Consider the following 26506-nt stretch of genomic DNA (forward strand, 5'->3'; position numbering starts at 1 on the left):
CGTACCCGTGACCCTGGCGGCGTTCAGCGGCTGAGTCGCTTGAACCTCCGCACCGCCAGCGGCAGGAACACCGCCGTCACCACCAGCGGCCACACCACCCCCATGAGCACGGCGTTCTGCTCCACCCAGCTGGAGCCGCCCGCGCCGGGGTTGCCGAAGAGTTCCCGGGCGGCCGTGCCCGTGGACGACACCGGGTTCCAGGCGGCGATCGGCGCCAGCCAGTCCGGCATCAGGGACGGCGCCACGAACACGCTGGAGATCATGGTGAGCGGGAACGCGACGGCGTAGAGGCCGCCCGCCGCCTCCGGGCTCGGGACCACGAGGCCGAGCCACACACCCACCCAGATCAGGCTGAAGCGGAGCAGGAGCAGCAGCGCGAACGCGGCGACCGCGTTCAGGACGCCGTTGTCCGGGCGCCAGCCGATCGCCACGGCCGTCAGCGCGAGGATCGTCAACTCGGCGCAGGCCACGACGAGGTCGGAGAGGCCGCGCCCCGCCGACACCGCGGACGGCGCCATGGGCATGGAGCGGAAGCGGTCGATGACGCCCTTGGAGGCGTCCGTGACGACGCCCATCGCGGTGTTCATGAAGCCGAAGGCCATCGTCATCACGAACATGCCGGGCATCAGGAAGTCCTTGTAGTCGCCCTCGCCGCCCGGCACCTTCATGGCCTCGCCGAAGACGAACCCGTACAGGAGCACGCTGATGATGGGGAAGCCGAGCTGCCAGGCGATGTTGATGGGCTGGCGCCTGAAGTGCGTGAGGTAGCGGCGGGTGACGTTGAGGGTGTCGGCGACCGCCCAGTACGCCCGCCCGTGCGGTACGGGGGCCATCGGGACGGTCCCGCCGGTCGTGGTGATGTCGCTCATGCTGCGGCTCCCGTCTTCTCGCCGGCGGACTTCTCGGCGGGCCTGTCCCCCGTGAGCCGCAGGAACACGTCGTCCAGGCTCGGGCGGCGCAGGCCGATGTCCTCGACGGCGACGCCCTCGTCCTGGAGGGTGCGGGCGACGTCGGTCAGCGCCGCCACGCGGTCGGTGACGGCGGCCTGCACGCGGCGCTCCGCCTCGACCGTCTCCGGCTCGCCGTCCGCGACCCGCGCGACGGCCTTCACGACGGCCGGCAGGTCCGCGGCCTCCGAGACGACGACCTCCAGATGGCTGCCGCCGACGGTGGCCTTCAGGCCGTCGGGGGTGTCGTCGGCGATGGCGCGGCCCTGGTCGATGACGGTGACGCGGGAGGCGAGCTTGTCGGCCTCCTCCAGATACTGTGTAGTGAGTAGAACGCTCGTTCCACTGGCTACGAGGGAACGGACGGAGTCCCAGACCTCGCTGCGGCTGCGCGGGTCGAGGCCGGTCGTCGGCTCGTCCAGGAACAGCACGGACGGGGCGAGGATCATCGAAGCGGCGAGGTCGAGGCGGCGCCGCATGCCGCCGCTGTACTGGCCCGCGCCCTTGTCGGCGGCGGCCGTCAGGTCGAACTGCTCCAGGAGCTCGGCCGCGCGCCGGGCCGCCCGGTCGCCCCCGAGGTGGAAGAGGCGGCCGAACATCTCCAGGTTCTGCCGGCCGGTGAGGATCTCGTCCACCGCCGCGTACTGACCCGTGAGGCCGATACGGCCGCGGACGACGCGGGCGTCGCGCACCACGTCCGCCCCGCCGACCTCGGCCCGGCCGCCGTCGAGCCTGAGCAGCGTCGCCAGGATGCGCACCGCCGTCGTCTTGCCCGCGCCGTTCGGACCGAGCAGGCCGTGCACCGTGCCGTGCTCCACGGTCAGGTCGAAGCCGTCGAGGGCTCTCTTGTCGCCGTACTTCTTCACCAGGCCGCGGGCCCGGACCGCGTGCTCTGCGCCGTTCATTGCCCCTCCGCTGTTCACTGCCCCTCCACCCCTCCTATGAGTACACCGTACTCAGATAAGAGTACATCGTACTCAGTTTTCGCCCAAGGGATTATCGTGAGTGCCATGGCGACCACGGAGACCAGCGGCAGCGGCGATGTCACCCGCAGCCTGGAACTGTTGTGGGGCAGCGGCGAGCGCCCCACGCGCGGGCCCAAGCCCGCCCTGACACTGGAGCGGATCACCGAGGCCGCCGTGCGCCTCGCGGACGCGGAGGGCATCGCCGCGGTCTCCATGCGCCGCCTGTCGACGGAGCTGGGCGCGGGCACGATGTCGCTGTACCGCTACGTCCCCGGCAAGGCCGAGCTGCTCGACCTGATGCTCAATCACGTGCAGGCGCCCACCGACGACGAGGAGTCCTTCCGCGGCGGCTGGCGCGCGGCCGTGGAGGCGTACGGGCGCGAGACCCTCCAGCAGTACCGCGACCACCCCTGGCTGCTCCAGGTCAACCAGACGCGCCCGGTGCTCGGCCCGAGCGCGCTCGGCGGCCTGGAGAAGCTCCTGACGTACATCAAACCGATGGGTCTGCGCGACCCCGAGCTGATCTCGGTCCTCGTGATGGTCGAGGGGTATGTGTCCGGGGTCGCCCGCACCCAGGTGCAGGCGGCGCAGGCGGCCAAGGAGTCACAGCTGTCGGACGAGGCGTTCTGGAAGGCGCAGATCCCGGTCCTGGAGCGGGCCATGGAGAGCGGCCGCTATCCGCTGATAGCGGGGCTCTCCGACGACGCGTTCGGCATGGACTTCGATCACTTCGAGTTCGGGTTGCAGCGCATCCTGGACGGGCTCGACGTGCTGGTGGCGGAGCGCGGGCGGGACGCGGGGCCCGAGGTGACGCCGTAGCGCAGGAACGGCCGCACGGGCGCTATCCCCCCGAGCGCCGGAACACCCGCTTGAGGCCGATGACGGCCAGCAGCGCGACGCCCGCCACGAGGATGCCCTTCTTGTAGTTGCCGCTGATGCCGTCGTTCTCCCCGTCGCTGTCGCCGCCCCCGTCGTCCGAGGCGCCCGCCGGCCGCCCCGCGCCCTTGACCTCGACCGGCTCGACGTCGCTCGCCTCGCCCTCGGTGCCGTACATCAGGCGGGTGCCGTCCGGGCTGTAGGCGACGGACTCGCCCTGACGCTGGAGGGGCACGCTCAGCCGGCCCTCGCGCTCGATCTTCCCGCCGCCCTGCCACAGGTAGGAGACGCCGCCGAAGTAGCCGCGCAGGGCGAGCTGTTTGCCGTTGGGCGAGAAGGCGCCGTCGGTGACCCACAGGTCGGTGGCGGCGCCGCGCTTGAAGATGTTGGGCTTGGAGGTCGACATCTGGGCGATCGGCGGCCCTTCGTAGAGATGGCCGCCGTCCTCCTGCTTGTCGGCGATGTAGATGCGCCCGGTCTTCGGGTGGACCATCAGGGCCTCGGCGTCGCGCGGCCCGTCGGAGTACTTCACGACGTACTGCGTGGCGCGGATCCTCTGGTCCTTCAACTCCTTCGGCTCGGGCAGCTTGTAGACCCACACGAAGGACCACTTGCCGTGGAAGTTGTCGCCGATGTCGCCGACGTACAGGTTGCCGTCGGGGCCCATGGAGATCGCCTCGACGTCGCGCGGGGTGCCGACGCCGGTCATGGTGATCGTGGCGACGGTCTTGCCGGTCCTGCTGTCGACCGCGTACAGGAAGGCGCCCTTGTCCTGGTCGTTGTGGGTCCAGTAGACGCCGGGGTGGGCACGGGAGGCGACGAGCCCGCTGGACTCCGTGATGCGGGGGTCCTCGATGGTGAACCCGTCGTTGCCGGGCTTGCCGTCGGCGTGGGCCGCGGGGGCGGACAGGGCGAGCACCGTGCACAGGGCGACGGCGGTGGCGGCACCGGGGACGACCGGCGGAAGCGAGCGCATGGCGTCAAGCGTGCCATCCGCGGGGCGGTACCGGCCGGGCGGCCGCGGGGCGTGCTCATCCTCACACCCTGCGGGGCGTCCCGCGCCCGGCCACGCACGCGATGATGAGCGGATGCTCAGGTTCATGTTCGTCGGCGACTCGATGACCATCGGAAGCGCCGGTGAGCACACCTGGCGCTACTGGATGTGGCGGCATCTGTGTGCCGCGCACGGCGCCCCCTTCAAGATCGTCGGCCCGCGGGAGGCCCTGCACGACAAGGCCACGGACGACGCGACGTCGTACGAGTACGCCCAACCGGACTTCCCGCGGCGGCACTTGGCGGGCTGGGGCGAGGGCTGGTCGCACATGACCCCGCTGATCGCCGACGCGGTCACCGCGCACCGCGCGGACGTCCTGATGGTCTCCCTCGGCCTGATCGACCTCGGCTTCTACACGAACGCCGAGCAGACGGCGGAGAACGTGCGCCGCTTCGTCGCCGAGGCCCGCTCGGCCAACCCGCGGATCGCCGTCGCCGTCCTGCCGGTGATACCGAACGCGCGCGCCGAGACGGAGCCCGCTTTCGCCGCCGAAGTCACCCGCTTCAACGAACTCCTGGCCAAGACGGTCGCCGACCTGGACACGGCGTCCTCCGCCCTCCTCCTGGCCTCGCCGCCGCCCGAGTACGACATCCATCTGGACACGTACGACGGAACCCACCCCAACGAACAGGGCGAACGGAAGCTGGCGGCGGCGTTCGCGGGGGCGATGTGGGAGGCGTGGGGCGTGGGGGGACCGCTGGAGCTCTAGGGTCTGCCTGTCTGCTGCCCAGGCCGGCCAAGGCCCGCGCCCCGCGAAATTGCGTTGCCCCGGACGTCGTGACCCCGGAGCAGGAGGCCCGCCTCACGGCAGCGAGCGAGCGTCCGCTGCCGCACCCGTACGACGTCCTGGCCCGCCCCAGGGAGCGCTCGCGCCCCGACGGGCGGTGACGCCAAGAGCGCGCGGCAACCCGGCCACGGCCTGTCAGCCGCCGATGCCCTGACCGAACCCTCCGTCCACGGGCAGTTCCACACCGGTGGTGAAGGTGGCGTCGACGGCCAGATACAGCGCGGCGGCAGCGATCTCCGCCACCGTTCCCCCTCGCCCCATCGGCGTGGAGGCGTTGCCCTGCTCGATGAACTCGGCGCGCTGCTTGTCGGTCAGCTCCGCGACGCCCATGGTGGGGGTGAGGATGAACCCGGGAGCGATCGCGTTCACACGGATCTTCCGGGGAAGCAACTCGGCGGCGAGCACCTTGGTGAAGGCGGCGACGGCCTCTTTCGCTCCGGAGTAGGCGCTGAGACCGGGGAAGATCTGGTCGTTGGATACGGTCGTGAACACGATCGAACCGCCCTCGGACACCAGCGGCGCCAGCCGCTGCACGGTGAAGAAGGCGCCCTTGGCGTTGACGTCGAAGACGCGGTCCCACGCTTCCTCGGTGACCTCTTCGAGCGTCTGGAACTCGGCTGTGCCCTGATTCACGAACAGGTAGTCGATCGTGCCGAGACGGTCGGCGACCTGGTCGCGCAGGGCGGCCAGGGCGGCGACGTCGGTGGCGTCGGAGTGCACCGCGTGGGCCAGCGGCGTGCCGAGCGCCGCCTGGGCCTCTGCGAGCCGCCGCTCGTTGCGGCCGGTGTAGATCACTTCGGCGCCGCGGTCGGTCAGGGCCTGGACGATGGCCAGCCCCATGCCGATGGTGCCGCCGGTGACGACGGCCTTCCTGCCCGCCAGGGCCTTGGACTCGACGGTGGACGATTGCCTGGCACTGGCACTGGCACTGGTACTGGTGCTGGTACTGATGCTGTGGCTCGTTGTCATGCCGCGTACGCTAAAGCTTGACATTGACGTCAGAGTCAACCTTGCATGGCGGGGGTCACATGTTCATCGGCGAACTGTCGAGGCGTACCGGCGTCAGCGCCCGGGGCCTGCGGTACTACGAGCAGCAAGGGCTGCTGCGACCGCAGCGACGACCCAGCGGCTACCGCGAGTTCGACGAGTCCGAGGTGGCCACCGTGCGCCGCATCCGGGTCCTGCTGGCGGCCGGGCTGAACACCGATCTGATCCGTGAGGTGCTGCCCTGCATGGCCGACGAGGGGGCCATCCTGGCGCCGACCTGCGAGGAGATGGCCCAGGAGCTGGAGCGCGAACGTGAGCGCCTGAGCAGCTCCATCGAACAGCTCAGGGCAGCCCACGCCATGCTCGACGCGATCATCCACGCGGGCGCACCCCTCACCGCGGGGCCGCGGGCCGCAGTACCGTAAGGGCCCATGGGGGAGAACCACGTCTCCGGGGGACGTCAGGGAAATCTCGTACAGGCCGACTCCATCGGGCAGTTGACGATCACGACGGCGAACGCCGGCGGGGCGGACGACGGAGCGCGCGGACCGCTGCCGCGCCCGCGTCCCTTCTCCGACCCCGAGCGCTGGCACCGCATGTCCGACTGGGACGCCCTCGCCGCCGGAGCGCACCGTGCCCGGCCCGGCGAGGGCGGCACCAAGCTGCCGCCGTACGTCTCCCGGGACGTCGACGCCGAGCTGCGGGACCGCGTGCGGGAGGCCGCCGACCTCGGCGGGTTCGTGCTGGTCGTGGGCGATTCCACGGCCGGGAAGACACGCGCCGCGTACGAGGCCGTACGGGATGTCCTGCCGGAGTACCGGGTACTCGCCCCGCCCGCGGGCGCGCGGCTCCGGTGCGCCCCTGAAGCAGTCGAGGCCTGCGGGTACGGGCCGTGCGTGGTGGTGTGGCTCGACGACCTGGAACGGCACCTCGGGCCCGACGGCCTGACCCCCGACGTGCTCGACGACTTCGCGCGGCTGCGCGTCCCTGTCGTCGCCACGATGCGGCTGAAGCCGTACGAGGCCTTCGGCTCGGGGGACGACGCGGGCACCGGCGGCGACAGCGGCGAGCAGCGGTGGGCGGGGGTCGGTTCGCGGGTGCTCAGGGCCGCCGACGTGGTGGACCTCGACCGGCTCTGGAGCGCCGGTGAGCTGTCCCGCGCCGGTGACTGCGACGACTCCCGGATCACGGAGGCGCTGACCCATCACGGAACGTACGGAATCGCCGAGTACATGGCCGCGGGCCCCGTCCTGCTGCGCACCTGGCGGCACGCCTGGCGCGCGGGCGGCCACCCCCGCGGGGCGGCCCTCGTCGCGGCGGCCGTCGACCTGACGCGGGCGGGCCTGCGCGGGCCGTACTCCCGGGAGCTGCTGGTCGAGGTGCACCAGCGGCGGCTCGCGGACGCGGGCGGTCCGGTCCTGCGCCCGGAAGGCGTCGACGAGGCCTTCGCGTGGGCCTCCCGGGTACGGCACGGGGTGACGAGCCTCCTCGTTCCCGTGGCCGGGGAGCTGTGGGCCCCCTTCGACTACCTCGTGGACGCGGAGGACTCGCCGGTGCCGGAGTGGGTGCGGGAGGCCGCGCTGGCGCACGCGGGCGACGACGACGTCCGCTTCGCCGTCGCGACGAGCGCGTACGAGGCCGGGGCCTTCGGCGTCGCCGAGAAAGCCATGCGGCCACTCGCCGACGCGGGCAACCGCAACGCCCTCTTCAACCTCGCCGTCGTCATGGGCAGGACCGGCCGCACCGGCGAAGCCGAAGCGCTCTACGGGCAGGCCCACAGCCGCGGCAGCCTCAACGCCACCGTCAACCTCGGCATCCTCCTCGCCGAGGCCGGGCGGACCGAGGAGGCGGAGGCCCTGCTGCGGTCCGCCCACGCCCAGGGCGTCGGCCACGCCGCCGACAACCTCGCCGTCCTGCTGCGCCGCACCGGCCGCGCGGAGGAGGCCGCGACGCTCCAGGCACAGCCCCCGGCCGGCACTCCGCCGGGCTGACCGTCCGCGCCCCCGTTCACCCGGCCACCCGATCCACCACCTGCCGCAGCAACTCCCCCTCCACGAAGGGAACCTCCCCCGTGGGCCGTGACTGCCAGCTCAGGGGCCAGGTGTTGCCGTCGAGCGCCGGTACGCCCACGAACGCCACGCCCCGGCCGTCGCGGCCCAGCGCCCGCGCGCCGCCCCGCCACACGTGCAGCGCGGCGGTGCCTGCCCTGAGCAGGAAGTACATGTTCCGGCCGCCGACGGCCTCGCGGACGATGGGCCCCGCACGGAAGTCCGTGAACTGAAGGATCTCGTACGCGACTTGGTCACCGAGGGTGCCCGGGACGCGGATGGCGTCGAAGTGGACACCCGTGTGCCGCAGGGCGTGCCCGTAGGTGGGGATCCAGGGGTGGACCAGGGTGGGGGGAGTTTCCAGGTTCATGAACCGTATGTTGGCGATCACTTACATACTGTGACCAGGTCCTGGTGCCAGGGGTGCGAAGTTGTGCACCCGAGGAGGTCGCTGTGCAATCCGGTGAGCGAGGCTCGGAGTCCTTCGGCGCGATGTTGCGGTTCTTCCGCGAGCGGGCCGGGCTGACGCAGGAAGGGCTCGGCAATCACGTCAAGTACTCGAAGTCACAGGTGGCGATGGTCGAGCGTGGGGAGCGTGCGCCCAAGGGGTGCCTGGTCGGCATCGCGGACGACGTCCTGGGTGCACAGGGTGCACTGTCGCTGCTGGCCAAGAAGGAGTTCAAGGACAACGGCCTGCGGCCGTGGACCGAGGACTACCTCGCCGAGGAACGCAAGGCCGCCTCGATCCTCTCGTACCAGAACCACGTGATCCCCGGGCTGCTGCAAACCGAGGCGTACGCGCGGGCGGTCTACAGCTGCAACTTCTGCCCCGCGATCGACGACGAGGAGTTGGAGACACGAGTGGCCGACCGCCTTGCGCGTCAGCAGATCTTCGAGCGCAAGCCCTTGCCCACCCTGGGGTTCATCGTGGAGCAGAGCGTCCTGACCAGGCCACTCGGTGGCAGGAAGGTACTGAAGGAGCAACTGCTCCACATGCTCGATGTCGGAAGGCGCCGCCACGTTCACCTGCAAGTCATGCCTCACGACCGGGAATCCCACGCCTCGCTCATGGGGCCGTTGATCCTGCTGGAGACCGCGGAGCGCACTCAGCTCGCCTACATCGAAGGCCACAAGGGCGGCTACTTCGTAAGTGAGCAACCTGACTTGGGAAACCTGATCGGCAAGTATGGAATTCTGCGGGCACACGCCTTGTCGCCCGAGAAGTCCGCGACGCTGATCGAGAAGGTGGCACACGAACTATGAGCGAGCGCCTCACCTGGTTCAAGAGCAGCTACAGCGGCGAGGAGGGCGAATGCCTGGAGGTAGCCCCCAGTTCCAGCCCCGCAGGGAATCCCACCATCCACATACGCGACTCCAAGTCCCCCCACGGTCCAACCCTCCACATAGCCCAGGCCACCTGGACCACCTTCCTCACCGCACTCTCTCCTTTGGGTAGCGATACATAGCCGATCGGATGACGCCCACCCCCGGGTGGGATTCCTAGCGTTGATGGCATGACGGTCGACGCCGGCGCCAACCGGCAACCCCACGCAGAGGCCCCAGGCCCGACAAGCATCCGCGCAGCGGAACGCGCCCTCGCCCCAGACCTGGGCCGCGGGCTCATGCTCCTGTTCATCGCGATGTCGAACACGGCCTTCCACCTGTGGAACTCCGACTACGGCCCGTCGGGCTGGCAGCCGGTGAACGGGAACTGGGCGGACCACACGGTGCAGTTCGCGATGATCGTGGGCCTGGACCTCCGGATATACCCCCTCTTCGCGTTCCTGTTCGGCTACGGCATGATGCAGCTGTTCCTGCGCCAGAAGGCCTCCGGCCAGGACGAGCGCGCGGTGGTGCGGCTGCTGCGCAGGCGCAGCCTGTGGATGATCGTCATAGGCTTCGCGCACGCGTCACTCCTGATGGCGGGAGACATCGTCGGCTTCTACGGGCTGGTCAGCCTGGTGCTGGGCTGGCTGTTCCTGCGCCGGAGCGACCGCGCCCTGAAGTGGTGGATCGGGACAGCGGCGACAGTGCTCGTGGTCCTGGCGGCACAGCCGGTCGTCACGACGGTGCTGACCGGTGGCGACCTCGGGTCGATAGGGGACGCGGACGCGACGGAACCGGGCAGCGAGGCGTACGCGGCGGACAAGGAGAACTGGCTCGCGGCGGCAGGCACGCGCATGACGACGGGACTGTTCCTGATAGGCGTGGCGGCACCGCTGGTCCTGGTCTCCGGGGGCTTCGTGATCTTCCTGGTCGGGTACTGGGCGGCAAGGCGCCGCATCCTGGAGGAACCGGGCAAGCACCTGAAGCTGCTGCGCCGCACGGCTGTCACAGGGATAGCGATCGGCTGGCTGGGCGCCCTGCCCGCGGCCCTGGCGCACGTGGGCGCGCTCGACGTGTCGGCGGACGCGCAGAGCGACTCGGGCCCACTGTTCACGCTGCGGGACGTCACGGGCAACGTGGCCGGTCTCGGCTACATCGCGGCGGTCGCCCTGTTCGTGCACTGGTGGACGCGGCACCCGCACCGCCGCGGCGCGCGGGCGATCACGGCCGTGTCGGCGGTCGGCAAGCGCTCCCTGTCCTGCTATCTGACCCACTCCCTGCTCTTCGCGCCCCTCCTCGCGGCCTGGGGCCTCGGCCTCGGCGAGCATCTGACCAGCGCGAGCATGGTCCTGGTGGCGCTGGCGGTGTGGCTGGTGACGGTCGCGGGGGCGTATGCCCTGGAGTTGAGGGGGAAGCGCGGTCCCGCCGAGGCCGTGCTGCGGCGCCTGATGTACGCGAAAAGAACATGAGCGTTTCTCGGCCGATTGCGCTTATCATCTGGCTGAATTTGAAAATTTGATCTTTTGGCGGATTTCCCGGCCCGCCCGGCTCCCGGGCGGGACCGGGGCCGCCGGAGGAAGTGGGGGGACCACACATGCGCCACAGAGCGCTCATCACGACCGCCGTCTGCGCGGCCACCCTGGCCGGTACGACGGGGCTGGCATCCGGGGCCCTGGCGGCACCGGCAGGCCCGAAAGCACCCGTGTCGGCGGCGGCAGCGGCGAAGGCGGGCAAGGGCGCCGACTTCAACGGCGACGGCTTCCAGGACCTCGCCGTCGGCGCGCACACGGCGACGGTCGGAGACGTCAAGCGCGCCGGTGTGGTGACCGTCGCGTACGGCTCGGCCACGGGCCTGAAGTACGAGACGTCGCAGATCCTCAGCAAGGCCACCCCGGGCGTCCCCGGGGACCCCGAGGCGGACGGCAAGTGGCGCGAGGTCCGGGCCGCGGGCGACCTGGACGGCGACGGCTACGACGACCTGCTCCTGCACTACCTGGAGCGGAACATGGTCCTGTGGGGAGGCAAGGACGGCATCACCGGCGAGGGCACCGCCCTGCCGCCCGGCAACTACACCAAGGACTCGCCGAAGCTCCTCGGCGGCGGCATGGGCGTGGGCGACGTCAACGGCGACGGCGTCGCCGACATCGTCACCCGCGCCCACCACGGCATGGAGTTCGGCGTCTCGGCCCTCATCGGCCCGCTGAACCGCACCACGGGCAGGCCGGCCGCCGTCTGGAACCGCGCGACCGCCACTGAGGACAAGGTCGTCATCGGCACCGTGTACGTGGGCGACCTCACGGGCGACGGCATCGACGACGTCGTGGCCAGCGGCGGCGTCGTCCTCGGCAACGGCAAGCCGGGTGGCGTGGTCCTCAAGGGCTCCCCCGGCGGCTGGGTCAAGGGCAGCGCCTTCCCCGGCCCGTACAGCTCCGAGAACCCCTCCGCGTTCGGCGACCTGAACAAGGACGGCTACCAGGACCTGGTGTCCGGCCACCCCGAGAAGAACTCCGTGTTCGTCACCTACGGCGGCGAGAACGGCGTCTCCACCACCCTCAAGTCCCGCGCCTACACCCAGGCGAGCGCCGGGGTGCCGGGCGTCGACGAGGCGGGCGACAAGTTCGGCTCCGCCGTGGCCGTCGGCGACATTGACCGCGATGGGTACGCGGACCTCGTCATAGGCGCCTCGTACGAGACCGGCTCGGACGCCGCCACCACCTCGAAGTCCGGCGCGATCACGGTCCTGCGCGGCAGCGCCGACGGCATCACCACGACCGGCGCGAAGTCGTTCACGCAGAACGCCCGGGGCATACCGAGCACGTCCGAGAACAACGACCACTTCGGCGCCTCGGCGGCCCTGGTCACCACGGGCACGGACGGCGCCACTGACCTCTACGTCGGCGGCAACGGCGAGGACGGCTACAAGGGCCGCGTCTGGAAGCTCGCCACCGGCACCTCCGGCGTGACCGGCGAGGGCGCCACCAGCTTCCACCTGGGCACGGTCGGCGGGCCTGCCGGGGGTGGCAACTTCGGCTACCGCATGGCCGGCTGAGCCCACGGAACACCACACACGACGGACGGGTCCGCCCGCCCAGCGGGCCAGTCCGCCCGGCGGCCCGTCCACCCGGCGGCCCGTCCACCCGGCGGGCCCGCCCATCCGGGGGGGCCAGTCCACCCAGCGGACCAGTCCACCCGGCGGGCCAGTCCACCCGGCGGGCCAGACCGCCCAGCGGGCCAGTCGACCCAGCGGGCCAGACGACCCAGCGGCCCAGCCCACCCGGCGGGCCCACTCACCCGGCGGGCCAGTCCGCCCGGCGGTCCCGTCCACCCAGCGGTCCCGTCACGCAGCGGGCCAGCCCACCCGGCGACCCCGCCCACCCAGCGGTCCCGTCCACCCACCCACCCGTCCTTCCACCACCACACACCAGCCCGGGGGGCCTTCCACACATGACCACCACCGACCACTCCAGACCGACAGCACACCGTTCCCGCCAGGCCCGCACCCTCGCGGGCGGCGCGCTCGCCTCCGCCCTCGCCCTCGGCATCGCCGCACCGTACGCAGCGGCGACCACGGCCCCCGCATCCACGGGGCGGACGGGGTCCGCGGCCCCCGCCGAGGCGCACGCGGCCGCGGTGCCCACCGCGCTCGGCCCCTGGACCGCGCCGAAGGAACTGCCCGGCGTCACCGGCGTCGTCGACGTGAAGGCGACGAGCGGCGGCACCGTCGCGGGCCTCTTCACCCAGGACGGCCAGGGAGGCCAGGGAGGCCAGAACGGCCAGGGCCGCAAGACGGTCCTCGCCCTGCGCCCGGCGGGCGCCACCACCTGGGGGGCGCCCGCACCCGCACCGGCGGACGCCGCCACGCTCCACCGCACCGACGACGGCGCCCTCTCGCTGCTGTGGTGGACGGACCCGGCGGACGACGGCACGCGGACGCTGAAGGTGTCCCGCCTCACCCCGGAGGGGACCGCGTTCGGCCCCGCGGAGGACATCGCCACCGGCACCCTCGCGGCCAACGGATACCACCCGCGCGTGCAGCGCACGGCGCTCGCCACCAACGCCGCGGGCCACCGCGCCGTGGCGTGGATGGACGACGAGCACCGGCTGACCGTCGTCGAGCAGAGCGGCCCGAGCGGCGCCTGGTCCGCGCCGAAGACCCTCGACCGGCTGCCCGACCCCATCGTCCGCGACGACAACGTCTACGACTACAAGCTCTGGGACCTGCGCCTCGCCGTCGACAAGGCGGGCACCGTCGGCGTGCTCTGGGGCGGCAACAGCTACTACACGGGCGACGGCGTGGACCCGGACCCGACCGCCTACAAGTGGCACTACAAGTACGTCGAGAAGCCCGCCGCCGCGTCCACGGGCCAGGCCGCCTCGTGGACCGAGCCGGGCGACCTGCCGCTGCTCGGCGAGAAGCCGAAGCTGGTCGCGCTCGCCGCCCACCCGCAAGGAGGCTTCCACCTCCTTTCGGGCGGCACGTACGCGCGCAAGGCGGCCGGGGCGACGCAGTGGGGACCGGCCGAGCAGACGGGCGTCGGGTCCCGGCCCTACGCGCCCGCAGAGCTGCTCACCGCCGCGAACGGCGACGTCACGGCGGTCGGCATGACCGGCTCCGACACGGCCGGCACCGCGCTCCGCCGTGCCGGTGGCGGCAGTTGGGGCGGCGCACGCAAGCTCGCCTCGTACGTGGAAGGCGACTCGCTGGGCGCGGCGGCCACCGCGGACGGCACGGTCGTCGTCACGTACACGCAGAAGCGTTTCGAAGCGAGCCGTACCGTCCGCAAGGACTTCGTGGCGCAGACCGTCCGGGGCGGCGACCCGGCCAAGCCGCGCACGCTCAGCGCGCAGGTGAAGGGCACCTGGAGCACGGGCCGTGCGGCCGTCGACGCCAAGGGCCGCCCGGTGGCGGTGTGGACGCAGGAGGACCCGGCCGTCGGCGGCGGCCCGAGCACGTCGTACACCGCGACCACCGGGCCCCGGGCGAAGCCGCAGTGGCACGACTACGCCGACGACACCCGTGGGGACGTCCTCGGCATGAAGGCCGGCAGCTCGATGAATCTGTACACCGGGGACACCACGAACCCCACGACCACCTTCTCCGCCGCCCCCTGGGACGAGAAGGCGCGCGTGGTCCCCTTCGGCGACTTCGACGGCGACCGTGCCAACGACCTGGTGGTGCGGCTGCCCGGCGGCGAGGCCCGGCTCTACACCCCGGTCGCCGGGGGCCTGCCGACGGCCACCTCGCCGTACAAGCGGCTCGCCCGGGACTGGAGCCGCTACGACACGCTGTTCGCGAGCGGCGACCAGACCGGCGACGGCCGCCCCGACCTGCTGGCCCGCGACAAGGCCACGGGAGACGTGTATCTGTACGCGCACGACGGCGCCGACGGCTTCAAGGCGCGGGTGAAGGTGCGCTCGGCCTGGACCGGGTACACCCGGGTCATCGGCGCCGGCGACCTGAACGGCGACGGCACCGGGGACGTCCTCGCCCTGGACAAGTCCGGTGAGCTGTGGCGCTACGACGGCCTGCGCACCGGCAAGTTCAAGGACCGCGTCCGCGTCTTCAAGGACTGGGGCGCCTCCTACAAGGACGTCGTCGGCGCCGGTGACGTGAACGGCGACGGCAAGCACGACCTGCTGTCCCGGGACACCGGGGGCCGCCTGTGGCTCAACGCGGGCAAGGGGAACGGGACGTTCGGCAACCGGACCGCCTTCGGTGCGGCGGGGTATTGGAAGGAGTGGGCGTCCCTGGGCTGACCCCGGGCACCGGGCTCAGCCGGTAGTGGGGGGGGGTGGGGCCGACCGCCGCTCAGCCCGTGGCGGGGCCGACCGCCGCCTTGACGAGTGCGCCGATGCGCGCCTCGTCGGCGGCGGTCAGCTCGGTCGTCAGCGCGTAGCTGGTCGCCCACATGGTGCCGTCGTCGAGGCCCTTCGCCTCGTCGCTGAAGCCGAGGGTGGCGTAGCGCGCCTTGAACTTCTGCGCGCTCTGGAAGAAGCACAGGACCTTGCCGTCCCTGGCGTACGCGGGCATCCCGTACCAGAGCTTCGGCGCGAGTTCCGGCGCGTTGGCCTTCACGAGGGCGTGCACGCGTTCGGCGAGGACGCGGTCGGCGTCCGCCATCTCGGCGATCTTCGCGAGGACGTCGCCCTCGGCGTCCGCCTTCGCCTTCGCGCCGCGCGCGCTCCGGCGGGCGTCCTGCTTCAGCTCCTTGGCGCGCTCCTTCATGGCGCTGCGCTCGTCGTCGGTGAATCCGTCGTAGCTCGTCACTGCGGTCTGCTCTGCGGACTGCGCCGCAGTCTGTGCCGTGGTCTGCGCCGCAGTCTGTGCCGCAGTCTGTGCCGTGTTCTGTGCTGCCGCGTTCTTCTCCGTGGTCTTCATGCCTTTCACGCTAGCCGCGCCGCTGTGACCGGCGCTTCTCCGATCCTGACCGGTTGCGGGGGCCGGTCCGGCGGCCCGTGTCAGGCGGTCCGCGTCAGGCCGCCCGCGTCAGCCGGTTCGCGAGGGTGGACAGTGTGTACGTACCGATGCCCATGACGACCTCCAGGGCGTTCCGCTCACTGAAGCCGTGGTCCAGGAAGGCCCGTACATCGGCGTCGTCGACGCCGCCCGCGCACGCGAGGACCCGGACGGCGAACGTCCGCACGGCGTCGAGCCGTTCGTGCCCCTCGGGCAGTCCCCGCCCCTCCCGGAGCGCGGCCACCAGGCCGTCGTCGGCCCCGAGACCGCGCAGCTTGGCGGTGTGCATCTCGACGCACACGTGGCAGTCGTTGCGCACGGCGACGGTCATGACGACGGTCTCGCGGGCCAGCGGGTCCAGGGTCGTGCGTTCGAACTTCCGGCTCAGCTCCAGGAACCCGGTGAGCAGCTCCGGTGACGCGGCGAGCCGCGCGACGGCGTCGGGCAGCGCGCCGAAGGCACGGGTGGCGCCTTCCATGGCGGCGCGGGACGCCTCCGGCGCGGAGTCCAAGGTGTGTGCGGCGAACATGACGTCCCACCCCTAAAATCGACAACATGGTTGACGAAGAAAAGGTAAACCAGGTTGTCGAGAAAGAGAAGCGGGAGAGGAAGGGCGCACGGAGCCCGGAGAGCCCGGACACCCCGGGCTACGAGCTGCCCCTCCTCCTCTTCGCCGGTTTCCGCACCCTCATCGACCGCCTGCACACCGAACTGGCCCGCCAGGGCCACCCGGACGTCCGTCCGGCACACGGCTTCGCGATGCAGGCCATCGGGGCGGCGGGGGCGAGCGCCAGCGACGTCGGGCGGCGCCTCGGCGTCACCAAGCAGGCCGCGGGCAAGACGGTCGACCGCCTCCTCACCCTCGGCTACGCCGAACGCGCCGACGACCCGGCCGACGCCCGCCGCAAACTGGTCCGCCTCACCCCGCACGGCCTGGACGCCCTGACCCGCTCGGCGGCGGTCTTCGACAACCTGCGGGCGGAGTGGGCCCGGGAGCTGGGCCCGGACCGCGTCCGCGCCCTGGAGTCGGACCTGCGCGCGGTCGTGCCGCCGGAGTCGTTCCGGTTGGACGCGGCGGGGTGGTTGGGCGGGGCGTGACCCGGTATCCGTCCTATCGTTGTACTGCGCGGCCGCAGGAACCGATGAGCGGCCGGGGAGGAGCGCCACAGTGACTGTTCTCGAAGACAGGATCGAGATGGCCGAGACCACCAACGAGCAGGCTCTGGACGAGATGTTCGAGGCGCTTGAGCGGGAGCCCTTCCTCGAGGGATACAAGATTGAGATCGTCGAGGGGGCCGTCCATATGACGCCGCAGCGGGACGTCCATTGGGCGATCATCCGCAAGCTTCTTCATGCCCTGGAGGACAAGTTCGGCAGAGACGTACGGGTGCTGTCGGACGTACGCATCGACTTCCCCGGCAAGCGCAACGGCCTCTGCCCCGATGTCGCCAAGCTGCGTGACGGCGCGGAGCGCGACGACCGGGAGCGCTGGCGCCCCGAGGACATCGAGTTCGTCGCCGAGGTGATCTCCCAGTCGACCGCCGTCAACAACTACGGCCCCAAGAAGGGGCTGTACGCCAAGGCTCGCATCCCCGTCTACGTGATCGCCGACCCGTACCAGGGCCAAGTCCACATCTACACCCAGCCCAAGCAGGGCGAGTACCACGTCGAGACGAAGGCCGACTTCGGCACGGAGATCGACCTCACCCACACCCTCCTCGGACTCACTCTCGACACCACCGGCTTTCCTCGGGGCTGACACCCCACCGGCCCCCACACCCTCTTGCCTAAAGCTCTTCCACCCCGTTGGCTGATCCCATGAGGTACACGCAGCTGGGACGCACTGGAGTCAGGGTCAGCCGCCTCACTCTCGGCACGATGAACTTCGGGCCGCACACCGGGGAGGCGGAGAGTCACGGGATCATGGATGCCGCGCTCGACGCGGGGATCAACTTCTTCGACACCTCGAACACATACGGCGCGCCCGAGAAGAAAGGCCGCACCGAAGAGATCATCGGGACCTGGTTCGCAGGGGGCGGTGAGCGCCGCGACAAGGTCGTGCTCGCCACCAAGGTCTACGGGAACATGTCGCCGCACGGCGTCGCGCCCTGGCCCAACCACGACAAGCTCTCCGCGGTGAACATCCGCCGCTCGGTGGAGGCCTCGCTCCGGCGCCTCCAGACCGACTACATCGACGTCTACCAGTTCCATCACATCGACCGGAACACGCCCGCCGAGGAGATCTGGCAGGCCGTGGACGTCCTGATCCAGCAGGGCAAGATCCTGTACGCGGGCTCCAGCAACTTCCCCGGCTACAAGATCGCCCAGGCCAACGAGGTGGCCGCCCGCCGCGGCAGCTACGGCCTGGTCACCGAGCAGTGCCTGTACAACCTCGCGGAGCGCCGCGCCGAGATGGAGGTCCTGCCCGCGGCGCGCGAGTACGGCCTCGGTGTCATCCCCTGGTCCCCGCTGCACGGCGGACTGCTCGGCGGCGTCCTGAAGAAGGAGGTCGAGGGCGGCCGGCGCGCCTCGGGACGGTCGGCGTCCGCGCTCGCCGACCCCGCGACACGCGACCGCGTCCAGGCGTACGAGGACCTGCTCGACAAGCACGGCCTCGAACCCGGCGAGGTGGCGCTGGCCTGGCTGCTCGGCCGCCCCGGCATCACCGGGCCGATCGTGGGCCCGCGCACCCCGGAGCAGCTCGCGTCCGCCGTGCGCGCCGTCGACCTGAAGCTCGGCAAGGACGTCCTGCTGTCGCTCGACGAGATCTTCCCCGGCCCCGGACCGACCCCGGAGGCCTTCGCCTGGTAGGCGCACGGCAGTCGCCCGGTCCTCGTCCGGTCCTCGTCCGGCAGTCGTCCGGTCGTCGTCCAGTCGTCTCCGGTGATCGTCTGATGACCGCCTGGCGGCGGTGCTCCCGGTTACTTCCCGAGCGCCGCCGCCAGCGCCACGACGACGAACATCAGCACGAGCACACCGGCCATGATCCGGTTCCTGGTCCTTGGGTCCACACCATCGAGGTTAACCGGCCTCGTCTCCGTCCCCACCGGCGCCTCCCAGCGCCCACCGGCCGACGACCTCGTACCGGGGCTGCTCCCCCGGCACCCCGCTCCTCGGCAGGTTGCTGCGGACGAGCGCGAGATCGGCCACCGTCCACGGTGTGCCCTCGAACGCGGCGAGCGCCTCCATGTAGGGGATGAGGTCCGTCTCGCCCCGCGACCGCGCGAGCGTCAGGTGCGGGCGGTAGGCGCGGTGCTCCTCCATCGTGACGCCCGCCTTCCGCGCGGCCGCCCCGGCCCGGCCCGCCAGGATCCTCAGCTCCGGCACCGCGCCGCCCGCCCCCACCCACAGCGCCCGGCCCCCGAAGTGCCCACCGCCGCGCAGCGAGAGCCGGAACGGCGCCGTACGCCGTGCCGACCTCCGCAGTCGTCCGGCCAGGTCCGGCACCGACTCGTCGGGCACCTCGGCCATGAACGCCAGGGTGAAGTGCCAGTTCGCGCGGTCCGTCCAGCGCACCGCGTCCGGGTCCACGCCCCGCACGGTGTGCAACGCGCCCGCGAACCGGGCCAGTTCGTCCGCGATCGGCTCCGGGGGCAGTACCGCCGCAAAGAGTCTCATGTGTCCAGCGTGCCTCGATTAGCCTGCCTCCATGGACGACTTTGATCACATGGACGGCTTGGATCACACTGGCATACGTATCCGCGCGGCGGGCCCGGCCGACATCCCCGCCTACCTCGGCATCCTCGACAGTGCCGTCGCCTGGCTGGTCTCGCAGGGGCGTACGGAGCAGTGGGGTACGGAGCCGCTGTCGCGGAGTCCGCGGACCGTCGAGCTGATCGAGAAGTATGTGACGACCGGGTGGCCGTGGATCGCCGAGGTCGGTGGGGAGCCCGCCGGGATGCTCCTCCTCAGCGACGGACCCGCCTCCTATGTCCCCGCCGTCGACGAGCCCGAGCGCTACGTCCACTTCCTCGCCACGGATTCGCGGTTCGCGGGGCTGGGTGTGGGGCGCGCGCTCCTCGGCCACGCCGTCGCCGAGGCCCGTGCCGCGGGGGTCTCTCTGCTGCGCGTCGACTGCTTCGCGGGGTACGAGGGGAAGCTCGTCGCGTACTACGAGAGCAACGGGTTTCGGCGGGCCCAGTCCTTCACGGCGAAGGACGGGACGTGGCCCGGTCAGGTCCTGGAGCAGCGGGTCTGACCCGGGGGCTCCGTTCCTGGGGCTCCGCCCCAGACCCCGCTCCTCAAACGCCGGAGGGGCTGTAAATATCGCCGCAGACCCGGCCGGGCCCCGTCAGGGGCGCGGGGAACTGCGCGACCAGCCCCCACGCACCCGCACCCGAACCGCCCGGCCGCAGGCCCGCCTCACGCCACCGGAGCCAGGTCCCGCTCGGGGACGGGCTCCGGAACCCGCCGGCGCGGTACGAAGCGCACATGGCGGCGCCCCCGGCGGAGATCCACCCGCAGGCGGAGGTTCGCGGCGCGGGCCAGCATCAGGCCGACGCCCAGGGAGGCGAGGGCGACGATCAGCCCGCCGAGGGCGAAGCTGACGCGGACGCCGTAGGCGTCGGTGAGCCAGCCGAAGAGCGGCCCGCCGAAGGGCGTACCGCCCACGAACACCATCATGAAGAGGCTCATGACGCGCCCCCGCATCTCGGGGTCGGTGGCCATCTGCACCGAGGAGTTCGCGGTGACGTTGACGGTGAGACCGATCGCGCCGACCGGCAGCAGCAGGGCGGCGAACAGGTAGGGGTTCGGCACCGCGGCGACCGCGACGAGGAGCACGCCGAACAGCCCCGCCGCGCCCGCGAGCATCCGCAGCCGCGAGGACGGCCGCCGCGCGGCGAGCAGCGCGCCGATCAGCGACCCTGCCGCCATCAGCGTGGTGAACGCCGCGTACAGACCGGACCCGCCGTGGAAGACGTCGTCGGCGTACGCGCTCAGCCAGATCGGGAAGTTGAAGCCGAACGTGCCGATGAAGCCGATGAGCACGATCGGCCAGATCAGCTCCGGGTGCCGGGAGACATAGGAGAGGCCGTCGCGCAGCTGCCCCTTGCCGCGGCGCGGCGCGAGCGGCGTGGGCGTCAGCTCACGGGTGCGCATCAGCGCGAGGCCCACCAGGGGCGCGACGAACGACAGGCCGTTGGCGAGGAACGCGTAGCCGGGTCCGACGGCGGCCGTGAGGACACCGGCGACGGCGGGTCCGACCAGCCGCGCCGACTGGAAGTTCGCGGAGTTCAGGGAGACGGCGTTGCGGACCTGGTCAGGGCCGACCAGCTCGGACACGAAGGACTGCCGGGTCGGGTTGTCGACGACGGTCACGAGGCCCGTGAAGAACGCCGTGACGTAGACGTGCCAGACCTCCACATGGCCGGAGAGCGTCATCGCGGCCAGGAACAGACCGCCGAGGCCCATGGCGCCCTGGGTGACGAAGAGCAGGTTCCGCTTGGCGAAGCGGTCGGCGATGACGCCGCCGTACAGGCCGAAGAGCAGCATCGGCAGGAACTGCATGGCGGTGGTGACACCGACGGCGGCGGAGGAGCCGGTCAGGCTGAGCACCAGCCAGTCCTGGGTGATGCGGGCCATCCAGGTACCGGTGTTGGAGACGACGGCTCCGGCGGCGAAGAGCCGGTAGTTCCGGATCTTCAGGGAGCTGAACATCGAGGTCTTGGGGGGACGGACGGTCTTGTCGAGGGCGGTTGGTGCGGGGGCGGAGTCTGCTCCGGATCCCGTACTCAAAGGGGTTCGCCTCCTTGGCACGGCAGGTGTGCGGGTTGTGCGTGTGTGCGGAGTGATGGAGGTGGGAGAGGGCGGGGCCCTTGAGGGCCCGAGGGCCCGAGGGCCCGCCCCGGGGTACGTCAGAGGTGAGCCAGCTTCTCCAGGACCGGCGCGGCGGCGCGCAGGCGCTCCCACTCGTCCTCGTCCAGGTCCGCCGCCAGGCCCGCCAGCCAGGCGTTCCGCTTGCGGCGGCTCTGTTCGAGCATCGCTTCGGCCCGCTCCGTCTGGGTCACCACCTTCTGGCGGCGGTCCTCCGGGTGCGGATCGAGCCTGACCAGGCCCTTCGCTTCCAGGAGCGCGACGATGCGGGTCATCGACGGCGGCTGCACATGCTCCTTGCGGGCGAGTTCGCCCGGGGTGGCACTGCCGCAGCGGGCGAGGGTGCCGAGCACCGACATCTCGGTGGGGCTCAGCGACTCGTCGACCCGCTGGTGCTTGAGTCGACGGGAGAGGCGCATCACGGCGGAGCGCAGCGAGTTCACGGCGGCAGCATCGTCGCCATGGGAGAGGTCCGGCATGTTCTTTAGCTTAACTCATTACTCTCGCTAAAGACCACCCGGTATCCCGGTACGGACGCCAAGTCGGCCGTGATCCGGCACACAGGCCCCGGCGACCCCACTCGCACCCCACTCGCACCCCACTCGCACCCCACTCGCACACCACTCGCACGAGTGAGCCCGCACCGAAAAGCCGGGCACCCCCCGTACGGGGAGGCCCGGCTGCGATGTTCGGCCCGCCCCTACGTGAGGCCGAGCCCCGGCATCAGGTAGTAGAAGGCGAAGACCGCCGACACCGCGTACATCGCCACCGGCACCTCGCGGCCCCGTCCGGCCGCGAGCCGCAGCACGGTGAAGGTGATGAAGCCCATGCCGATGCCGTTGGTGATCGAGTACGTGAACGGCATCATCAGCATCGTGACGAACGCCGGGATGGCGATGGTGTAGTCGCTCCAGTCGATGTGCCCGATGGAGCCGGACAGGATCAGGAAGCCGACCGCGAGCAGCGCGGGCGTGGCCGCCTGCGAGGGCACCATGGTGGCGAGCGGCGTGAGGAAGAGCGCCACGGCGAAGAGGCCGCCGGTGACGACGTTCGCGAAGCCGGTACGGGCGCCCTCGCCGACGCCCGCCGTGGACTCCACGAAGCAGGTGGTGGCGGAGGAGGACGAGGCGCCGCCGGCGGCGACCGCGATGCCGTCGACGAACAGGACCTTGTTCATGCCGGGCATGTTGCCCTTGTCGTCGGTCAGGTGGGCCTCGTCGCCGACGCCCATGATCGTGCCCATCGCGTCGAAGAAGCACGAGAGCAGCACGGTGAAGACGAAGAGGACGCCGGTGAGGATGCCGACCTTCTCGAAGCCGCCGAACAGGCTGATCTCGCCGATCAGGCCGAAGTCGGGCGTCGAGACGGGGTTGCCGGGCCACTCGGGCGTGGTCAGGCCCCACGAGGGCACGTCCGCGACCGCGTGGATGACCATGGCGACGACGGTCATCACGACGATCGAGAGCAGGATCGCGCCCGGCACCTTGCGCACCAGGAGCGCGAGGGTGAGCAGCACGCCGAGGACGAAGACGAGGACCGGCCAGCCGTTGAGGTGGCCGTCGCCGCCGAGCTGGAGCGGCACGGTGGTGTGGGCGGCGTCCGGGATGCGCGAGACGAAACCGGCGTCGACGAGGCCGATCAGCATGATGAACAGGCCGATGCCGATGGCGATGCCCTTGCGCAGGCCGAGCGGCACGGCGCTCATGACGCGCTCCCGCAGCCCGGTGGCGACGAGCAGCATCACCACGAAACCGGCGAGCACCACCATGCCCATGGCGTCCGGCCAGGACATCCGGGGGGCGAGCTGGAGGGCCACCACGGTGTTCACGCCGAGGCCGGCGGCCAGGGCGATCGGCACGTTGCCGATGACGCCCATGAGCAGCGTGGTGAACGCGGCGGTCAGGACGGTGGCGGTGACGAGCTGCTTGTTGTCGAGCTGATGGCCGTACATGTCCTTGGCACTGCCGAGGATGATCGGGTTCAGGACGATGATGTAGGCCATCGCGAAGAAGGTGGCGAAGCCGCCACGGATCTCCCGCGCCAGGGTCGAGCCCCGCTCCGTGATCTTGAAGAAGCCGTCAAGGCCTCCCTGCGGGGAGCCGGACGGCTGCTTGGCGTCGACCGGGGTGGGGGTCGAGGGGGACATGCGAGACCTCATGACCTCTGTGGATCGGGAATGACCTCTGTGGAACTGGATAGACCAGGCTTGAGCGAATTTGTATCTTCGTACGAAAGCAACCGGCCATTAAGAAGCCGTTTCAGTATGAATACATGAGCGAGAAATGGCCATCTCCGCGCGTAGACCACGCGTAGATCACGCGTAGACCCAGGTGACGCAAGCCTTCCCGGGCCCTACCGGCCCCGACCGGGCGCCCGACTAAGCTGGTCACATGGCGAAGTGGACCCCCAAGCACGAGGCGCCGGAGCCCCTGGAGGGCCCCGTCGTCGCCACCATCACCGGCGGCACGATCCTCTGGTTCGTCCTCTTCCTCGTACAGCTGCCGTTCTACGGCTGGTTCGACGACCGCGACGCCACCTGGTGGGTGTGGACGTGCCTGGCCGGGGCGGGCCTCGGCCTGATCGGTATCTGGTACGTGCGCGGGCGCGACGCGGCGATCAAGCGCGCGGCGGCGGGGGCGGACTCCGGCCACGTGTAGTCCGTCGGCTAGTCCGTCGGCGGTACGGCATACAACTTGAGGGCAAACCCCGTCCTACCGTGGTCGGATCTTTCCGGTACTCAAGGGGTGAAGGCCCCACTCCCCCCGTACCGTCGATGCCATGACGCATATCGACGCGGGCGCCGAGCTGGACCCGGTCCACCCGGTGGCGCCCCCTGCGGGACGGGCCACCGGTCTCACGGCGGCGGAGGTCGCCGAGCGGGTCGCCCGCGGCGAGGTCAACGACGTACCCCTGCGGAGCAGCCGGTCCACCTCGGAGATCGTCCGGGGCAACGTCTTCACGCGCTTCAACGCGATCATCGGCGTGCTCTGGGTGATCATGCTGTTCGTCGCGCCGATCCAGGACAGCCTCTTCGGCTTCGTGATCGTCGCTAACACCGGCATCGGCATCATCCAGGAGCTGCGGGCCAAGAAGACCCTCGACGGGCTCGCGGTGATAGGCGAGGCCAAGCCGACGGTGCGGCGCGACGGGGTCGCGGCGGAGATCTCCACCTCCGAGATCGTCCTCGGCGACCTGGTGGAGCTGGGTCCCGGCGACAAGATCGTGGTGGACGGCGAGACGGTCGAGGCCGACAGCCTGGAGGTCGACGAGTCCCTGCTCACCGGTGAGGCCGACCCGGTCCTGAAGAAGCCCGGCGACAAGCTGATGTCGGGGTCGTTCGTGGTGGCGGGCGGGGGCGCGTTCACGGCGACGAAGGTGGGGCGCGAGGCGTACGCGGCGCAGCTCGCGGAGGAGGCGAGCCGCTTCACGCTCGTCCACTCCGAGCTGCGCTCCGGTATCTCCACGATCCTGAAGTACGTGACGTGGCTGATGGTCCCGACGTCGATCGGCCTGATCATCTCCCAGCTGGTCGTCAAGGACGACAACTTCAAGGAGTCGATCGCGTACACGGTCGGGGGCATCGTCCCGATGATCCCCGAGGGTCTGGTCCTGCTCACCTCCGTGGCCTTCGCGATCGGCGTGATCCGGCTGGGCCGCAAGCAGTGCCTGGTGCAGGAGCTGCCCGCCATCGAGGGCCTGGCCCGTGTCGACACGGTCTGCCTGGACAAGACGGGCACGCTCACCGAGGGCGGCATGGACGTCACGGAGCTGCGGCCGCTGAACGGCGCGGACGAGACGTACGTGCGCAAGGTGCTCGGCGCGCTCGGCGCGTCGGACCCGCGGCCCAACGCGTCGCTCCAGGCGATCATCGACGCCTACCCCGACAACGGGGAGTGGCGCTGCACGCAGGCGCTGCCGTTCTCCTCCGCCCGCAAGTACAGCGGGGCGAGCTTCAGCGAGGGCGCGGGCGACGGCGAGGGCAGCGGCAACAGCAACAGCAGCGGCAACGGCAGGGGCGAGAGCTCGACGTGGCTGCTCGGCGCGCCGGACGTGCTGCTCCCGTCCGGTGACCCGGTGCTCGACGAGATCGAGCAGCTCAACCACGACGGGCTGCGCGTCCTGCTGCTCGCCCGCGCGGCCGGGGACCTGGACGCCCCCGAGATCGCCCGGGACGCCCGCGCGACGGCCCTGGTGGTCCTGGAGCAGCGCCTGCGCCCCGACGCCGCAGACACGCTGCGGTACTTCGAGGAGCAGAACGTCCAGGCGAAGGTCATCTCCGGTGACAACGCCGTCTCGGTGGGCGCGGTCGCGGGCAAGCTGGGCCTGCCCGGCGCGGCGAACACGGTCGACGCCCGGCAGCTCCCCGCCGACCAGGCGGAGATGGCCGAGGCCCTGGACGCCAACTCGGTCTTCGGCCGCGTGACCCCGCAGCAGAAGCGGGACATGGTCGGCGCGCTCCAGTCCAAGGGCCACACGGTCGCGATGACCGGCGACGGCGTGAACGACGTCCTGGCCCTGAAGGACGCGGACATCGGCGTGTCGATGGGCTCGGGCTCGGAGGCGACGCGGGCGGTGGCCCAGATCGTGCTCCTGAACAACAGCTTCGCGACGCTGCCGTCGGTGGTGGCGGAGGGCCGCCGCGTGATCGGCAACATCACGCGCGTGGCCACCCTCTTCCTCGTCAAGACCGTCTACTCGGTGGTCATCGCCCTGCTGGTGGTCTGCTCGCAGGTGGAGTACCTCTTCCTGCCGCGCCACCTGACCCTGCTGTCCACCCTCACGATCGGTGTCCCGGCGTTCTTCCTGGCGCTCGCGCCCAACAAGGAGCGCGCGAAACCCCACTTCGTGCGCCGCGTCATGCGGTACGCCCTCCCCGGTGGCATCATCGCGGCCCTGGCGACCTTCGCGACGTACCTCCTGGCCCGCCACCACTACACCGGCGAGGGCGCCCGCGAGGCGGAGACCAGCGCGGCCACCCTCGCGCTCTTCCTGGTCTCCCTCTGGGTCCTGGCGATCATCGCCCGCCCCTACACCTGGTGGCGCGTCGGCCTGGTGGCCGCCATGGGCCTCGGCTTCCTGCTGGTCCTCGTCGTCCCCTGGCTCCAGGACTTCTTCGCCCTGAAGCTGGTGGGGACGACGATGCCGTGGGCGGCGGTGGCGATCGCGGCGGTCGCGTCAGCGGTCATCGAAGTCGCCTTCCGCTGGGTGGACCGCCGCTTCGCGGCCTAGGCTTCACCGCCTAGGC

26 protein-coding genes are annotated in these 26506 nt (G+C 71.1%); 15 read left to right on the forward strand and 11 right to left on the reverse strand.

The window, feature by feature from the left end:
- Positions 1 to 23: 23 nt before the first annotated feature.
- Together GPA10_RS15550 and GPA10_RS15555 are read right to left on the reverse strand one after the other, a co-directional pair.
- Positions 24 to 869, reverse strand: coding sequence for an ABC transporter permease (locus GPA10_RS15550; RefSeq protein WP_058846221.1), 846 nt, complete (start codon positions 867 to 869; stop codon positions 24 to 26).
- The gene (locus GPA10_RS15555) at positions 866 to 1852 is read right to left on the reverse strand and encodes an ATP-binding cassette domain-containing protein (RefSeq protein ID WP_157165978.1); all 987 of its coding nucleotides are present in this window, start codon (positions 1850 to 1852) and stop codon (positions 866 to 868) included. Before GPA10_RS15555 ends, GPA10_RS15550 begins: the two co-directional genes overlap by 4 nt.
- A 105-nt stretch (positions 1853 to 1957) precedes the next feature.
- On the opposite strand from GPA10_RS15555, the gene GPA10_RS15560 reads away from it, so the two are divergent.
- Positions 1958 to 2731 (forward strand): TetR/AcrR family transcriptional regulator, encoded by a 774-nt coding sequence (locus GPA10_RS15560; RefSeq protein WP_157165979.1) that lies wholly within the window; start codon positions 1958 to 1960, stop codon positions 2729 to 2731.
- 22 nt (positions 2732 to 2753) lie between these two features.
- Here GPA10_RS15560 and GPA10_RS15565 read toward each other — a convergent pair whose 3' ends face one another.
- A complete protein-coding gene (locus GPA10_RS15565) occupies positions 2754 to 3764 on the reverse strand; it encodes a WD40 repeat domain-containing protein (protein WP_157165980.1) in 1011 nt (336 codons plus the stop codon).
- Positions 3765 to 3876: 112 nt separating this feature from the next.
- On the opposite strand from GPA10_RS15565, the gene GPA10_RS15570 reads away from it, so the two are divergent.
- Entirely contained in the window at positions 3877 to 4551 is a 675-nt protein-coding gene (locus GPA10_RS15570; protein WP_157165981.1) for an SGNH/GDSL hydrolase family protein, read from the forward strand.
- Positions 4552 to 4764: 213 nt separating this feature from the next.
- On the opposite strand, the gene GPA10_RS15575 is transcribed toward GPA10_RS15570, so the two are convergent.
- Complete coding sequence (locus GPA10_RS15575) at positions 4765 to 5598, reverse strand: SDR family oxidoreductase (RefSeq protein WP_157165982.1); 834 nt, start codon at positions 5596 to 5598, stop codon at positions 4765 to 4767.
- Positions 5599 to 5657: 59 nt separating this feature from the next.
- Between GPA10_RS15575 and GPA10_RS15580 the strand changes: the two genes are divergently transcribed.
- Positions 5658 to 6041, forward strand: a complete 384-nt coding sequence (locus GPA10_RS15580; RefSeq protein ID WP_058846229.1) for a MerR family transcriptional regulator — start codon at positions 5658 to 5660, stop codon at positions 6039 to 6041.
- Positions 6042 to 6047: 6 nt separating this feature from the next.
- Positions 6048 to 7607, forward strand: a complete 1560-nt coding sequence (locus GPA10_RS15585; RefSeq protein ID WP_157165983.1) for a tetratricopeptide repeat protein — start codon at positions 6048 to 6050, stop codon at positions 7605 to 7607.
- A gap of 16 nt (positions 7608 to 7623) precedes the next feature.
- Here the strand turns inward: GPA10_RS15585 and GPA10_RS15590 are convergent, their stop codons facing one another.
- Entirely contained in the window at positions 7624 to 8034 is a 411-nt protein-coding gene (locus tag GPA10_RS15590; RefSeq protein WP_157166084.1) for a hypothetical protein, read from the reverse strand.
- 83 nt (positions 8035 to 8117) lie between these two features.
- Here GPA10_RS15590 and GPA10_RS15595 point away from each other — a divergent pair, with 83 nt between their 5' ends.
- The 5 genes from GPA10_RS15595 to GPA10_RS15615 all read left to right on the forward strand — a co-directional run bounded on the left by GPA10_RS15595 (position 8118) and on the right by GPA10_RS15615 (position 14747).
- Positions 8118 to 8927: a helix-turn-helix domain-containing protein gene (locus GPA10_RS15595; RefSeq protein ID WP_343040911.1), complete on the forward strand. Its 810-nt coding sequence runs from the start codon at positions 8118 to 8120 to the stop codon at positions 8925 to 8927.
- Positions 8924 to 9130 (forward strand): DUF397 domain-containing protein, encoded by a 207-nt coding sequence (locus GPA10_RS15600; RefSeq protein WP_157165984.1) that lies wholly within the window; start codon positions 8924 to 8926, stop codon positions 9128 to 9130. The genes GPA10_RS15595 and GPA10_RS15600 overlap by 4 nt, the downstream gene beginning before the upstream one ends.
- Before the next feature lie 48 nt (positions 9131 to 9178).
- A complete protein-coding gene (locus tag GPA10_RS15605) occupies positions 9179 to 10459 on the forward strand; it encodes a DUF418 domain-containing protein (RefSeq protein ID WP_157165985.1) in 1281 nt (426 codons plus the stop codon).
- Positions 10460 to 10584: 125 nt separating this feature from the next.
- Positions 10585 to 12039, forward strand: a complete 1455-nt coding sequence (locus GPA10_RS15610; RefSeq protein ID WP_157165986.1) for an FG-GAP-like repeat-containing protein — start codon at positions 10585 to 10587, stop codon at positions 12037 to 12039.
- A gap of 395 nt (positions 12040 to 12434) precedes the next feature.
- Positions 12435 to 14747: an FG-GAP repeat domain-containing protein gene (locus GPA10_RS15615; protein WP_157165987.1), complete on the forward strand. Its 2313-nt coding sequence runs from the start codon at positions 12435 to 12437 to the stop codon at positions 14745 to 14747.
- 52 nt (positions 14748 to 14799) lie between these two features.
- Here the strand turns inward: GPA10_RS15615 and GPA10_RS15620 are convergent, their stop codons facing one another.
- Both GPA10_RS15620 and GPA10_RS15625 read right to left on the reverse strand, forming a co-directional pair.
- On the reverse strand, positions 14800 to 15216 hold the full coding sequence (locus GPA10_RS15620; protein WP_246259206.1) for an iron chaperone: 417 nt from the start codon (positions 15214 to 15216) through the stop codon (positions 14800 to 14802).
- A 247-nt stretch (positions 15217 to 15463) separates the two neighbouring features.
- Positions 15464 to 15976 (reverse strand): carboxymuconolactone decarboxylase family protein, encoded by a 513-nt coding sequence (locus GPA10_RS15625; RefSeq protein ID WP_157165989.1) that lies wholly within the window; start codon positions 15974 to 15976, stop codon positions 15464 to 15466.
- Positions 15977 to 16002: 26 nt separating this feature from the next.
- On the opposite strand from GPA10_RS15625, the gene GPA10_RS15630 reads away from it, so the two are divergent.
- The 3 genes from GPA10_RS15630 (at position 16003) to GPA10_RS15640 (ending at position 18258) form a co-directional block, all read left to right on the forward strand.
- Positions 16003 to 16545: a MarR family winged helix-turn-helix transcriptional regulator gene (locus GPA10_RS15630; RefSeq protein ID WP_157165990.1), complete on the forward strand. Its 543-nt coding sequence runs from the start codon at positions 16003 to 16005 to the stop codon at positions 16543 to 16545.
- 70 nt (positions 16546 to 16615) lie between these two features.
- Positions 16616 to 17206, forward strand: coding sequence for a Uma2 family endonuclease (locus tag GPA10_RS15635; RefSeq protein ID WP_343040913.1), 591 nt, complete (start codon positions 16616 to 16618; stop codon positions 17204 to 17206).
- A 59-nt stretch (positions 17207 to 17265) separates the two neighbouring features.
- Positions 17266 to 18258: an aldo/keto reductase gene (locus GPA10_RS15640; protein WP_157165991.1), complete on the forward strand. Its 993-nt coding sequence runs from the start codon at positions 17266 to 17268 to the stop codon at positions 18256 to 18258.
- A gap of 210 nt (positions 18259 to 18468) precedes the next feature.
- Here GPA10_RS15640 and thpR read toward each other — a convergent pair whose 3' ends face one another.
- A complete protein-coding gene (thpR, locus tag GPA10_RS15645; RefSeq protein WP_157165992.1) occupies positions 18469 to 19065 on the reverse strand; it encodes an RNA 2',3'-cyclic phosphodiesterase in 597 nt (198 codons plus the stop codon).
- A 31-nt stretch (positions 19066 to 19096) separates the two neighbouring features.
- On the opposite strand from thpR, the gene GPA10_RS15650 reads away from it, so the two are divergent.
- Positions 19097 to 19645 carry a GNAT family N-acetyltransferase gene (locus GPA10_RS15650; protein WP_246259106.1) on the forward strand — a complete coding sequence of 183 codons (549 nt, stop codon included), beginning with the start codon at positions 19097 to 19099 and terminating at the stop codon, positions 19643 to 19645.
- 164 nt (positions 19646 to 19809) lie between these two features.
- Here GPA10_RS15650 and GPA10_RS15655 read toward each other — a convergent pair whose 3' ends face one another.
- The 3 genes from GPA10_RS15655 to GPA10_RS15665 all read right to left on the reverse strand — a co-directional run bounded on the left by GPA10_RS15655 (position 19810) and on the right by GPA10_RS15665 (position 23407).
- Positions 19810 to 21183 (reverse strand): MFS transporter, encoded by a 1374-nt coding sequence (locus GPA10_RS15655; protein WP_157165993.1) that lies wholly within the window; start codon positions 21181 to 21183, stop codon positions 19810 to 19812.
- Between the two features lie 119 nt (positions 21184 to 21302).
- Positions 21303 to 21740: a MarR family winged helix-turn-helix transcriptional regulator gene (locus tag GPA10_RS15660; RefSeq protein WP_058846242.1), complete on the reverse strand. Its 438-nt coding sequence runs from the start codon at positions 21738 to 21740 to the stop codon at positions 21303 to 21305.
- 221 nt (positions 21741 to 21961) lie between these two features.
- Positions 21962 to 23407 carry an NCS2 family permease gene (locus GPA10_RS15665; RefSeq protein ID WP_157165994.1) on the reverse strand — a complete coding sequence of 482 codons (1446 nt, stop codon included), beginning with the start codon at positions 23405 to 23407 and terminating at the stop codon, positions 21962 to 21964.
- A gap of 244 nt (positions 23408 to 23651) precedes the next feature.
- On the opposite strand from GPA10_RS15665, the gene GPA10_RS15670 reads away from it, so the two are divergent.
- Both GPA10_RS15670 and GPA10_RS15675 read left to right on the forward strand, forming a co-directional pair.
- Positions 23652 to 23918, forward strand: coding sequence for a DUF2530 domain-containing protein (locus GPA10_RS15670; RefSeq protein WP_058846244.1), 267 nt, complete (start codon positions 23652 to 23654; stop codon positions 23916 to 23918).
- Between the two features lie 121 nt (positions 23919 to 24039).
- A complete protein-coding gene (locus GPA10_RS15675) occupies positions 24040 to 26490 on the forward strand; it encodes an HAD-IC family P-type ATPase (protein ID WP_157165995.1) in 2451 nt (816 codons plus the stop codon).
- Positions 26491 to 26506 lie beyond the last annotated feature (16 nt).

Origin of the sequence: Streptomyces typhae, from assembly GCF_009755605.1 — a bacterium.
In the GTDB taxonomy this organism is placed as follows: Bacteria; Actinomycetota; Actinomycetes; order Streptomycetales; family Streptomycetaceae; genus Streptomyces; species Streptomyces typhae.